Annotated in this window: 10 protein-coding genes; 9 read left to right on the top strand and 1 reads right to left on the bottom strand. The window is 68.1% G+C overall.

The window, feature by feature from the left end; all coding sequences use genetic code 11:
• The first annotated feature begins 85 nt into the window (after positions 1–85).
• The 9 genes from AC3WMA_RS26500 to AC3WMA_RS26460 all read left to right on the top strand — a co-directional run bounded on the left by AC3WMA_RS26500 (position 86) and on the right by AC3WMA_RS26460 (position 11,450).
• Positions 86–1,363 (top strand): NAD(P)/FAD-dependent oxidoreductase, encoded by a 1,278-nt coding sequence (locus AC3WMA_RS26500; protein WP_492288251.1) that lies wholly within the window; start codon positions 86–88, stop codon positions 1,361–1,363.
• 152 nt (positions 1,364–1,515) lie between these two features.
• Positions 1,516–3,141, top strand: a complete 1,626-nt coding sequence (locus AC3WMA_RS26495; RefSeq protein ID WP_492288250.1) for a methyl-accepting chemotaxis protein — start codon at positions 1,516–1,518, stop codon at positions 3,139–3,141.
• A 127-nt stretch (positions 3,142–3,268) separates the two neighbouring features.
• Positions 3,269–3,733 carry a chemotaxis protein CheW gene (locus AC3WMA_RS26490; protein WP_492288249.1) on the top strand — a complete coding sequence of 155 codons (465 nt, stop codon included), beginning with the start codon at positions 3,269–3,271 and terminating at the stop codon, positions 3,731–3,733.
• Positions 3,733–4,998, top strand: coding sequence for a CheR family methyltransferase (locus AC3WMA_RS26485; RefSeq protein ID WP_492288248.1), 1,266 nt, complete (start codon positions 3,733–3,735; stop codon positions 4,996–4,998). Before AC3WMA_RS26490 ends, AC3WMA_RS26485 begins: the two co-directional genes overlap by 1 nt.
• Positions 4,998–5,693, top strand: coding sequence for a chemotaxis protein CheW (locus AC3WMA_RS26480; RefSeq protein ID WP_492288247.1), 696 nt, complete (start codon positions 4,998–5,000; stop codon positions 5,691–5,693). Before AC3WMA_RS26485 ends, AC3WMA_RS26480 begins: the two co-directional genes overlap by 1 nt.
• Positions 5,690–7,957 carry a hybrid sensor histidine kinase/response regulator gene (locus AC3WMA_RS26475; RefSeq protein ID WP_492288246.1) on the top strand — a complete coding sequence of 756 codons (2,268 nt, stop codon included), beginning with the start codon at positions 5,690–5,692 and terminating at the stop codon, positions 7,955–7,957. Before AC3WMA_RS26480 ends, AC3WMA_RS26475 begins: the two co-directional genes overlap by 4 nt.
• Before the next feature lie 28 nt (positions 7,958–7,985).
• Positions 7,986–9,005: a chemotaxis response regulator protein-glutamate methylesterase gene (locus tag AC3WMA_RS26470; protein ID WP_492288245.1), complete on the top strand. Its 1,020-nt coding sequence runs from the start codon at positions 7,986–7,988 to the stop codon at positions 9,003–9,005.
• 13 nt (positions 9,006–9,018) lie between these two features.
• Positions 9,019–10,041, top strand: coding sequence for a diguanylate cyclase (locus AC3WMA_RS26465; protein ID WP_492288244.1), 1,023 nt, complete (start codon positions 9,019–9,021; stop codon positions 10,039–10,041).
• 164 nt (positions 10,042–10,205) lie between these two features.
• On the top strand, positions 10,206–11,450 hold the full coding sequence (locus AC3WMA_RS26460; RefSeq protein ID WP_492288243.1) for a Zn-dependent hydrolase: 1,245 nt from the start codon (positions 10,206–10,208) through the stop codon (positions 11,448–11,450).
• Here the strand turns inward: AC3WMA_RS26460 and AC3WMA_RS26455 are convergent.
• Positions 11,428–12,408: a LysR family transcriptional regulator gene (locus AC3WMA_RS26455; RefSeq protein WP_492288242.1), complete on the bottom strand. Its 981-nt coding sequence runs from the start codon at positions 12,406–12,408 to the stop codon at positions 11,428–11,430. The genes AC3WMA_RS26460 and AC3WMA_RS26455 overlap by 23 nt on opposite strands.
• Positions 12,409–12,431: the final 23 nt, after the last annotated feature.

The following is a 12,431-nucleotide window of genomic DNA, read 5'->3' as shown; positions in this document are numbered from 1 at the left end:
TTTTATTTTCTTGCAAAACTGGTTCAATTGGGGCTCGGTTCGGCTATGCCCGATCTCGGGCCAAAGGGGATGGATTCGACTGGCGATGGCGACCGCGACAGGACAGGCCGATGTAATCGTGCTCGGCGCTGGCATCGTCGGCGTCAGCGTGGCGCTGCACCTGCAGGAGCGTGGACGGCGCGTGCTGCTCGTCGATCGCGGCGAGCCCGGCGCCGAGACCAGCCACGGCAATGCCGGGCTGATCGAGCGGTCCTCCGTCGTGCCCTATGCCTTCCCGCGCGATCTCGCGACGCTCGCCAGCCTGGCCTCCAACCGCTCGATCGCCGTGCGCTACCGACCGGCCGCGCTGCTGCGGATGGCGCCATGGCTCGCGCGCTACTGGTGGAACTCGGCCCCGAACCGGCTCGACAAACTGGGCCGCGCCATCCTGCCCTTGATCGAGCGCTGCATCGAGGAGCACCAGCGCTGGACTCAGGCTGCCGGCACCGAGGCGCTGATGCGCAGCGAAGGCTGGATCGAGTTTTATCGCACACAGCGAGGCCTCGACCTCGCGACCCAGGGGGCAGCCGAACTCGCCGCCTATGGCCTCACCTATGACCTGCTCGACGAGGAGGCTCTACGCCGGCTTGAACCCGGTTTGCTCACCGGCAGCGTCTCCGGCGCCGTGCATTGGCGCGACCCCGTTACGGTCAGTGATCCCGGCGCGGTGACGCGCGCCTACGCCGCGCTCTTCGTCGCTCGCGGCGGCCTGCTGAAACCGGCCGACGCTGCCAGCTTGCAGCAAGACAACGGGACGTGGCGGCTGTCCGCCGATGGCGGGAACTGGCAGGCTTCCGAGGCCGTCGTCGCGCTCGGCCCGTGGTCGAACGATCTCGTCGAGCGTTTCGGCTATCGCTTCCCGATCGGCTTCAAGCGCGGCTACCACATGCATTACGAGAGCGCCGCCGAGACGGCGCCGCAGCATCCGCTCTGCGATGCCCAGGCCGGTTTCGTGCTGACCGCGATGCAGCGCGGCGTCCGCCTGACCACGGGGATCGAGCTGGCCGGCCGCGACGAGCCCTCCGATTCCTGGCAGCTCGATCAGGCCGAGCGCATCGCGCGGCAGATCGTGCCGCTGGGCCGCCGCCTCGATGCCGAGCCCTGGCGCGGTGCCCGCCCCTGCCTGCCCGACATGCTGCCGATCATCGGCGCGGCTCCCCACCATCGCGGCCTGTGGTTCGCCTTCGGCCACGCCCATCACGGCTTCACGCTGGGGCCCGCGACCGGCCGCCTGCTCGCCGAGATGATGACCGGCGCGCCGACGCTCTGCGACCCTGCGCCCTTCGCGGCCGAGCGCTTCCTGCCTCAGGCCCGTGTCGCCTGAACCGGCGGGCGCCACCGTACTCGTCCACAGCCTTCATTCGAGGCGTTTCCGCAACGGAGACGCAATAACTCCTCGCTAACGATGATCTGCGAACGATTTGGCTCATGCAGCAGCCCGAAGCGACCGGGCGTGCCGCGACGATGGATTGAGCGATGAAGAGCCTGACGATACGCCGCCGCATCCTGATCAGCTTCGCTGCGATTCTCGCGGTGATGTCCGCCATGGCCGGAGCCAGCTATCTCTGGTTCCTCCAGACCGAGCGGGAAGTGATCGAGGTCGAGACCAAGACCGTTCCTGCTCTCTATTACAGCGCGCAGCTGATGGTGGTCTGGGCGGATAGCAACCAGTTCGCCCGCGAGCTAGGGCGGGCGGACAACACGGCAGAGCTGAGCCAGGCCGCCGATGCGATCCTTGCCAACCGGGCAAGGCTGCGCGAGCTGCTCAAATCCTATGAGCGCACGGTCGACTCGGAGACGGACCGGCGCAACCACGCGGCTGCCTCGCAACTCATCGAACAATTCGCGGCGGCGGAGGATGCGATCCTGGCGGCCAGCAAGCAGGCAGCAGCCTTCGACCAATCCGCCGCCGTCAAGCGCGATCTCGAACCGATCGGCGTAAAGGTCCGCAGCACACTCCGCGGGATGGTCGATTTCAACAAGGCCGAAGCCGACGAATCGACCCGCCAGATCGTCACGATCGTCCGCGCCGCCGAGCTTGGCCTGATCGTCTGCTTCGCGATCGCCGTCGTCCTTGCGGTCCTCTGCGGCTACCTGCTGTTCCGGGCGATCACGGTGCCTCTCGGCAAGCTGCTCGGCATCGTCGATCACATGCGGCAGGGCGATTTCAGTGAGCGGCTGACGCTGGAGCGGCGCGACGAGTTCAGCACGCTCGCCGATGGCGTCAACGGCATGGCCGACGATCTCGCCGGGCTGATCGGCCAGGTCCAGAAGTCGAGCATCCAGGTCAACACCTCGATCACCGAGGTCGCCGCGACCTCGAAGGAGCAGCAGGCGACCGCCAACGAGATCGCCGCCACCACGACCGAGATCGGCGCCACCGCCAAGGAGATCTCGGCCACCTCCAACGAGCTCGCCCATACGATGGACGAGGTCTCCGCCGTCGCCGAGCAGACCGCGACGCTCGCCAATGGCGGGCAGGCCGGGCTCGCGCGCATGGAAAGCACGATGCGGCAGGTGATGGAGGCCGCCGGCGCCATCAACGCGAAGCTCGCGATCCTCAGCGAGAAGGCCGGCAACATCAACCAGGTCGTCACCACCATCACCAAGGTCGCCGACCAGACCAACCTGCTCTCGCTCAACGCCGCGATCGAGGCGGAGAAGGCCGGGCAATATGGCCGCGGCTTCGCCGTGGTCGCGACCGAGATCCGACGCCTCGCCGACCAGACGGCGGTCTCGACCTACGATATCGAGCAGATGGTCAAGGACATCCAGTCGGCCGTCGCTGCCGGCGTGATGGGCATGGACAAGTTCTCCGAGGAGGTCCGCCGCGGCATGCAGGAGGTCCAGCAGGTCGGCGGCCAGCTTTCGGAGATCATCGAGCAGGTCCAGGGTCTGGTGCCACGCTTCGAAGGCGCGAACGAAGGCATGCAGGCACAGGCGACCGGCGCCGGCCAGATCAGCGAGGCGCTCTCCCAGCTCAGCGAGGCTGCGCAGCAGACGGTTGAGTCCCTGCAGCAATCGACTCTGGCCATCGACGAGCTCAACCAGGTGTCGAGCGGGCTGCGCAACTCGATCTCGCGCTTCAAGCTGCGCGCCTAGAGCATTTTCAAGCGAAGTGGACACCGGTTCGCGTGAAGAAAATGCAACAAAACAAAGGCTTGGGGCATTCTTGCGGTTCGAAGAAACGCGAAATGCGCCAACAAGAAGGGCGGAACGGAACCGCGCTATGCTGTTTCTGATGTTCCAGCTAGGGCAGGATCGCTACGTGCTCGATACCGGGCAGGTCGAGGCCGTGCTGCCGCTGCTCGCGACCAAGCAACTCCCCGGCGCACCCAAGGGCGTCGCCGGCGCGATCAATTATCGCGGCCGGGCCGTGCCCGTGATCGATCTCGCCTTGCTGGCGCTCGGGCGCCCGGCCGAGCCGCGCCTGAGCACCCGCATCATTCTGCTGCGCTATCCATCCGGCCCCGGCAGTGACGATCTCCTCGGCCTGCTGGTCGAGCAGGCTGTCGAGACCATCGAGCGCGATGCGGCCGATTTCACCACATCGGGCGTCGAGGCCGGCATGCCGCCCTATCTCGGCCCGGTCGCGAGCGACGAGCGCGGGCTGATCCAGTGGGTCCGGGGCGAAGCCCTGCTCACGCCCGAAATCCGCGACATCCTGTTCCGTCAGCAAGCGACGGAGCCGTGATGGACGAGACCGCTCCGATCCGGGATTTCGAGAAGCTGCTCAGGGAAACCATCGGCCTGAGCATGGAGACTGTCGGCGCCTCCGTGATCCGCCATGCCCTGAAGCGGCGGATGACCGCCTGCGCGATCTCCGATCTCCACGCCTACTGGGCTTTCGTCACGTCGAGCCCGGCCGAACGGCAAGAGCTGGTCGATGCCGTCATCGTCCCCGAGACCTGGTTCTTCCGCGATCGCGAGGCCTTCGGCGCGATGGTCCGGCATCTGCGCGAGAACCGGGCCGGCAGTCGACCGCTGAAGTTGCTCAGCCTGCCCTGCTCGACCGGCGAGGAGCCCTATTCCATCGCCATGGCCCTGCTTGATGCGGGTTTTCCGGATGGCAGCTTCCAGATCGACGCGATCGATGTCAGCAGCCGCAACCTCGTCCATGCCGAGCGTGCGATCTACGGCAAGAACTCCTTCCGCGGCGCCGATATCGCCTTTCGCGACCGCTATTTCGAGGTTGCGGAGGGCGGCTTCAGGCCGCACGGCATCGTCCGCCGGCACGTCCGCTTCCGCCTCGGTAACGTCCTCGCCGCGGCGACGCAAGCCGGGCAGGAAACCTACGATGTCGCCTTCTGCCGCAACCTGCTGATCTATTTCGACCGCGAGACGCAGGGAACGGCCCTGACCCGGCTCCGGCAGATGCTGGCCGATGACGGCCTGCTGCTGGTCGGCCCGGCGGAATCCGGCCTGCCGGTCCTGTGCGGCTTCGCTTCGGTGCGCTTCCCGCGTGCCTTCGCCTTCGTCAAGGCAGCAGCCGCACGCGTGAAGCCGGCCGAGCCGCCAGTCGCGCGAAAGCCGAGGCCAGCTGCCGTGAAAGCAGCCCCCTTGCCGCAGGCGCCCAAACCCGCGCCTCGCCCCTTTGCGCAGAAGGCCGCTTCCGTCCAGCCATCCGCCCCCTCGCCCGACCAGGCAGCTGCCAGCCTGACCGAGATCGAGCGCGCGGCCGATGCCGGGCGCCTGACCGAAGTGAGCGCAGCGGCCGAACGCCATATCGCCGAGTTCGGTCCGTCGCCCGATGCGTTCTACTGGCTGGGACTGGCTCATGACGCAGCCGATGCGGTCGAGGACGCCATGCGCAATTACCGCAAGGCGCTCTACCTCGCGCCTGACCACCAGCGAGCCCTTGCCCAGCTCCGGCTGCTCCAGCAGCGGCAAGGCGACCATGGCGCCGCCAAGGCCCTCGCTGACCGGCTCGACCGGCTGGCCAAGCGGAGCGGCACCTGATGTCTGCCGAAAACGCCCCGATGACGACCGAAGGCATCGACGAGTGCTGGCGCGAGATCGGCGTCAGCGGCGACCGTTCCTGTACGGAACTGGACGAGCATCTGCACTGCCGCAACTGCCCGACCCATGCGCAGATCGCCCGCAAGCTGCTCGACCGCCCCCTGCCGCCGGGTTATCGCGACGAGTGGACACGGCATTTTGCCGGGCGCGACGAGAAGGCCCCCGAAGGCGAGGAGATCGACAGCGTCCTGATCTTCCGCATCGGCGAGGAATGGCTCGGCCTGCCGGCCGCGATCTGCCGCGAGATCGCCGAGCCGCGCCCGGTCCATTCCCTGCCCCATCGCCGCAGCGAAGCCGTGCGCGGCATCGTCAACGTTCGCGGCGAATTGCTGATCTGTGTTTCGCTACAGGCCCTGCTCGGCATCAGCGGTGCAGCCACATCCCGTGGCACCGATCGCATCGCCGTCTTCCCGCGCCTCATCGTCACCGGCGAGGACGCAAGGCATGTCGCCTTCGAGGTCGACGAGGTCCATGGCCTCCACGCCTATCGCGCCCATGAACGTGGCGCCGTGCCGGCGACGGTCGGCCGCTCGGCGGCGAGCGTCGTCGCGACGGTGATTCCGTGGGAGGGCCGCGCGGTCGGCTGCCTCGATGCAGGCCGCCTGCTCGACCTGATCGACCGGAGCATCGCATGAGCGGCGAGGACCTCAGCGACCTCTCCATGCTCGAGCTGTTCCGGGCCGAGCTTGCGGCGCAGTCGCAAGCCTTCACGGCCGGCCTGCTCGCCCTCGAGCGCGACCCGACCGCCGCCGTTCATCTCGAAGCCTGCATGCGCGCGGCCCATTCCTTGAAGGGCGCCGCCCGCATCATCGATCTCACGCCGGCCGTGCAGGTCGCGCATGAGATGGAGGAGTGCCTCGTCGGCGCCCAGCACGGCAAGCTCCGGCTCAACCAACGGCATATCGACGCGCTGCTCGCCGGGCTGGACCTCCTTGCTGCGATCGCTGCCGGCGCGGACGAGCCTGAGGCGCAAACAAGAAGCAAGATCGAGACCTTCACCCAGGTCTTGCGGCAGGCCACCGACGAAACGGAGGCGCATGTGCCGAGCGCCTCTCGTGACGATGCTGCCGCCTCAGGCAACGCCCTTGCCACCGAACCGCCAACTCCCGCGGCGCTTGTCCTTGCCGACGCCCCCGCCCTGACAGCGGATGGCGCGGCCGGCGAGCGCATGGTCCGGGTCACCGCCGACAGCCTGAACCGCCTGCTCGGCCTCGCCGGTGAATCGCTGATGTCGGCGCGCCGGCTGCGGCCGTTCAATGACGGCTTGCTGCGGCTGCGGCGCGTCCAGGCCGAACTCGCCAAGAGCTTCGAGGATCTGCGGGCAGCGTTGCCGGCGGAGGCCGACAGCCGCGCCGCGCAGGCCCTGGCAACCGCACAGCTGAAGCTGGCCGAGGGCCAGGCGCTCCTCGTCCAGCGCCTCGACGAGATGGACACGGTCGACCGGCGCGCCACCGATCTCGCCAACCGGCTCTATGACGAGACGCTGGCGAGCCGGATGCGGCCCTTCGAGGACGGTGTCCGGCATTTCCAGCGCAATGTCCGCGATATCGGCCGGGCGCTCGGCAAGACGGTGCGCCTCGACATCGTCGGCGGTGCCACCAGCATCGACCGCGACATTCTCGACCAGCTCGACGCGCCCCTCGGCCATCTCCTGCGCAACGCCGTCGATCACGGCATCGAGGCGCCGGAGCAGCGCCGCGCCGCCGGCAAGCCGGCCGAGGGGCTGGTGCGGCTGGAAGCCCGGCACAATGCCGGCCTGCTCCAGATCATCGTCTCGGATGACGGCGGCGGCATTGATATCGAGGCGCTCCGGCAGGCAACGCTCGCGCGCGGCCTGACCACGGCCGAGACGGTCTGGGACCTCAGCGAGGAGGAACTGCTCGAATTCCTCTTCCTGCCCGGCTTCTCGATGAAGGCGACGGTCAGCGACATCTCCGGCCGTGGAGTCGGCCTCGATGCGGTGCAGGCCATGGTCCGGCAGGTGCGCGGCCAGGTCACCATCGCCTCAGAGCCCGGCATCGGCACCCGTTTCCAGCTCCAGCTCCCACTGACGCTGTCGGTGATCCGCGCGCTCCTGGTCGAGATCGACGGCGAGCCCTACGCCTTGCCGCTCACCGCGATCGCCCGCGCCTTGCGGCTCCCGCGCGACAAGATCGAATTGCTCGAAGGCCGCCCGCATTTCCGCCATGGCGAACAGCAGGTCGGGCTCGTCACCGCCCATGAGATTCTCGGTCGAGGCGAGGCGGCAGCGGACGGGGCGGAGCTGGCGACGGTCGTCGTCGGCGAAGGCGACAATCTCTATGCGCTGGTCGTCGACCATTTCCTCGGCGAGCGCGAGCTCGTCGTCCGGCCGCTCGATCCGCGTCTCGCCAAGGTCAAGGATGTCAGCGCCGCCGCCCTGATGGATGACGGCTCGCCGGTCCTGATCCTCGATGTCGAGGACCTGATCCGCTCGATGGAGAAGCTGGTCTCGGGCGGGCGCCTCAGGACGCTGGAGCGCAGCGTGGCGCGCGCGGGCCAGAAGCGCCGCAAGCGCATCCTCGTCGTCGACGATTCGCTGACGGTGCGCGAACTGGAGCGGAAGTTGCTCGACCATCGCGGCTTCGAGGTCGAGGTCGCCGTCGACGGCATGGACGGCTGGAACGCTGTCCGTTCCGACACCTTCGACCTTGTCGTCACCGATGTCGACATGCCCCGCATGGACGGCATCGAGCTCGTGACCCTGATCAAGCGCGATCCCGGCCTGCGCAACCTGCCGGTGATGATCGTCTCCTACAAGGACCGCGAGGAGGATCGCCGCCGCGGCCTCGATGTCGGCGCGGATTACTATTTGACCAAGGGGAGCTTCCACGACGAAACTTTGATCCATGCGGTCGTCGACCTGATCGGCGAGCCATGAATCAGAGCATGCGCTGTGGGGGCGTTTCATGAAAATCGGGCTGGTCAACGACCTGCCGATGGCGGTCGAATTGTTGCGACGCGTCATCGTTTCCACGGCGGAGCACGAGGTCGCCTGGATCGCCATGAACGGCCGCGAAGCGGTCGAGGCCTGCCGGCGCGACCGGCCGGACCTGATCCTGATGGATCTCAACATGCCGGAGATGGATGGCGTCGAGGCCACGCGCCGGATCATGGCCGAGACGCCCTGCCCGATCCTGCTGGTCACCGCCAGCGTCGATGCCAATGTCTCCGGCGTCTACGAGGCGATGGGCCATGGCGCGCTCGACGCGGTCGATATCCCCAGCGTCGGCCTGACCGGGCACTCCTCGGCGCAGACCGCGGCGCTCCTCGCGCGCATCACGACGATCGGCCGGCTCTCGCGCAGCCTGCCCCCGGCGCCCCGCAGCCAGCGCCGGCCGCCCGCTCCCGCCTCTCCCTCGCAACGTCTCGTCGCCATCGGCGCCTCCGCGGGCGGCCCGGCGGCCGTCGCGACCCTGCTGGGCGGGCTGCCTCCCGAATTCCCCGCAGCGATCATCCTCGTGCAGCATCTCGACGAGCAGTTCGTGCCGGGCTTCGCCAGCTGGCTCAGCCAGCATTGCCGCTTGCCTGTCCGGCCGGCCCGCGAAGGCGACCGGCCGGAACGTGGCGCCGTGCTGATCGCGGCGAGCGCCGACCACCTCGTCTTCAGGGCAAGCGGAGAGCTCGGCTACCGGGTCGAGCCGCGCGACTATCCCTACCGCCCATCGGTGGACGTCTTCTTCGAGAGCGTCGCGGAACGTTGGCAGGGAGACCCGGTCGGCGTCCTGCTCACCGGTATGGGCCGCGACGGCGCTCGTGGACTGAAACTCCTGCGCGACAGGCAGTGTTTGACGATCGCGCAAGACAAGGCCACAAGCGCGGTTTACGGGATGCCCAAGGCTGCCGCTGCGATCGGCGCGGCCGCGGAGATTCTGCCGCTGGCCGCGATCGCCCCTCGCCTGAACGAGGCGTGCGCTCCGTCGTCCTGATGAAGGTTGCCCTATGACAGGCGAAACGAAATCTTCCCTGCCTGATGTCCCGCCGCCGGCCGACAGCTACCTGTCCATGGTCCTGCTGGTCGACGACCAGGTCATGGTCTGCGAGGCGGTGCGGCGCGCGCTGGCGCATCACGGCGATGTCGATTTCCACTACTGCACCGACCCGCTGGAGGCGATCACCGTCGCCCAGCGCGTGAAGCCGACCGTCATCCTGCAGGACCTCGTGATGCCCGGCGTCGACGGGCTCGACCTCGTCCGGCAATACCGCAAGCACCCGGCGCTGCACGCCGTGCCCGTCATCGTGCTCTCGACCAAGGAAGACCCGGCGACCAAGAGCGAGGCCTTCCACGCCGGCGCCAACGACTACCTCGTCAAGCTGCCCGACAAGATCGAGCTGATCGCCCGCGTGCGCTACCACACCCGCGCCTATCTCGATCATCTCCAGCGTGACGAGGCCTATCGCGCCTTGCGCGAGAGCCAGCGCGAGTTGATGCGCGCCAATCTGGAACTCGAACGCCTGACCCGGATCGACGGCCTGACCGGCCTCGGCAACCGGCGCTATTTCGACGAGTACCTCGCCGCCGAATGGAAGCGCTGCCAGCGCACCCAGAGCCCGCTCTCGGTGCTGATGATCGATGTCGATCATTTCAAGCGCTACAACGACGCCTATGGCCATCTTGCCGGCGACGACGTGCTGAAGCAGATCGCACGCGTCATCCAGGACGGCTCCACCCGCTCGACCGACCTGGCCGCGCGCTTCGGCGGGGAAGAGTTCGTGGTCATCCTCACCGGCGTGCCGCAGGAAGGGGCGATCCACGTTGCCGACCGTCTGGTGCAGGGCGTGCGCGACCTCAATATCGCGCATGGGGCGGACCGCGTAACGATCAGCGTCGGAGTCGCCACGGCCTGGCCGGATGCCGAAAGCGAACCGGCACGGCTGGTCAATGCCGCCGACCTTGCCCTGTTCCGCGCCAAGAACGAGGGCCGCAACCGCCTCGTCTCGGCGGAGCTGCCGCCGAACCGCTGACGGTCCCGGGTCCGGCCGATGGCAAGCATAGGCAATATCTATTTGCCTGCGCCGCCCCTCCCCTGAAATCCTGAGCTGGACGGTTCGCCCGCTATCGCGGCGCGGACCCGTCGCTTCATCGCCCCGCAGCAGCTCCCGCCCGGCCCGGCGGAGAGGAGACCGTCATGCCCAGCCTCGACACGGCCCGTATCGACATCGAGCGGTTCTGGACCACGATCGAGCGCTCGGCCGAGATCGGCCCGGGCCGGCCGGGCGGGCTCTCCCGTCTCGCGCTGTCCGATACCGACAAGGAGGTCCGCGACACCTTCGTCGGCTGGTGCCGCGAGGCCGGCCTCACCGTCCGCGTCGACGGCATCGGCAACATCTTCGCCCGCCGCGCCGGCACCGATGACAGCCTGCCGCCGGTGGTGATGGGCAGCCATCTCGATACCCAGATCAATGGCGGCCGCTTCGACGGCATTGCCGGCGTGCTCGGCGGCCTCGAAGTCTGCCGCACGCTCGATGCGCTCGGACACCGCACGCGCCGGCCGATCGAGATCGTCAACTGGACCAACGAGGAAGGCGCGCGCTTCTCGCCGCCGATGGTCGGCTCCGGCTGCTTCGTCGGCGCCTATACGCTCGACTTCGCGCAAGGACGCACCGACGAGGAAGGCCGCACGATCGGGCAGGAGCTGGAGCGGATCGGCTATCGCGGCGAGATGGAGGCCACGCCCCACGCCTTCGACGCCTATGTCGAATTCCATATCGAGCAGGGTTACTACCTCGACCGCGACGGCATGCAGGTCGGCGTCGTCACCGGCGGCTTCCCCAGCACCGGCATGCTCGTCGAATTCAAGGGCGAGACTGCCCATACCGGCCCCTGGCCGATGGAGCGCCGCCGCAATGCCCTCCTGGCCGGCGCCCGCCTGTTGGTCGAGACCGACGAGATCGGCTGGGCCTATGCCGCCGGCGGTGGCAAGGCGACGGCCGCGCGCCTCGCCGCCTGGCCGAACAAGCCGGGCATCCTGTCAGACTGGGCGCAGGCCGTCTGCGACGTCCGCCATCCCGATCCGGAAACATCCGAGGTCATGGCCGAGCGCGTCCGCCGCGCCGTCGGCGAATCCGCCGCCCGCGCCGGCTGCACCGCCGAGATCCTCGATGTCTGGAAATGGGGCGGCAGGATCTTCGCGCAGGAATTGATCGACAGCGTCCGCCAGACCTCGCTGGCATTGGGCTACCGCACGCAGGACATCCTCAGCCAGGCCGGGCACGACGCCTATTTCGTCGCGCGCCATGCGCCCACGACGATGATCTTCGCGCCCTGCAAGGGCGGCATCACCCATAACAACGCCGAGCTCTGCACGAAGGAAGACCTCGAACCCGGCCTCAACGTGCTGCTTCACACCGTCATGGCGCGGGCGGATCGCTGAGCAGAATCGCGGCGGCCTCGGTCGCCGGCTCCTCCTCGGTCGCGCTGAGCCGCTGCTCGAACAGCCGCAGGAAGGCCTCTTCCGCGGCGCTGAGCTGCATCGCCGGGTTGGAGATGAAATAGAGATCGGCCCCAAGCAGATCCTCGGGCCGCGCCAGATTCCAGAGCGAGCGGCTCTCCAGCGCCTCGGCCACCGAGGCCAGAGGCAGGATACCGATGCCGAGCCCGGCTGCGATCATCCTTGTGACCTCCTCCAGATTGGGGCTGGAGCCGACGACCCGGCTGCCGAGCCCCGCCCCTTCCCGGACCGAGACCATCGGCTCCAAGGCGCCGTCCTGCCCACAGGCGAGCGCGACGAAGGGCTCGTCGCGCAACTCCGCGAGCGGCACGTCCGAGAGCCCGAAGAGTGGGTGCCCACGCCCGCACAGGATGCCGAATTCCTCGCGCAGCAGCGGCCGGCAGTCGAGCCCGGCCAGGGGCTTGGCGAGCAGGCAGAAGCCGAAGGGGCTGAGCTTCTGCGAGACTGCGCGGACGATGTCCTGGCTGTTGGCGACGTCGATCCGCACGCTGACGCCGGGATGCTTGCGGTTGAGCTGCGTCAGCGTCCGGTCGAGCGGAGGCAGCACGACATGGGTGACGACGAGCAGGCGCACCAGCCCGGTCAGGTCGTCATGATCCTCCGAGAGCCGGTCGCCGATGCGTGCCACGCTGCGGTATATGTCGACGCATTCCTTGTAGAGCAATTCGCCGCGCTTGGTCAGGACGAAGCGGCGGCTGTCGCGCTGGATCAGCTGTCCGCCCAGCGTTTCCTCCAGCCTTTGCAGGGCGGCGCTGACCGTCGGCTGGCGCACGAGCAAACGGTCGGCCGCCCGCGTGATGCTGCGTTCCTCGACGATGACGAGGAAGGTGTGCAGCAGGTTCCAGTTGAGATGGTGCAGCTTCGGCTTCGTTCCGCTCAAGCGCGTATCTCTCTTTCCTTGGT

The organism is Allobosea sp. FW305-C-101, assembly GCF_058783685.1.
Note: the sequence above shows the minus strand (reverse complement) of the source record. Positions and strands in the feature narration are given on the sequence as shown.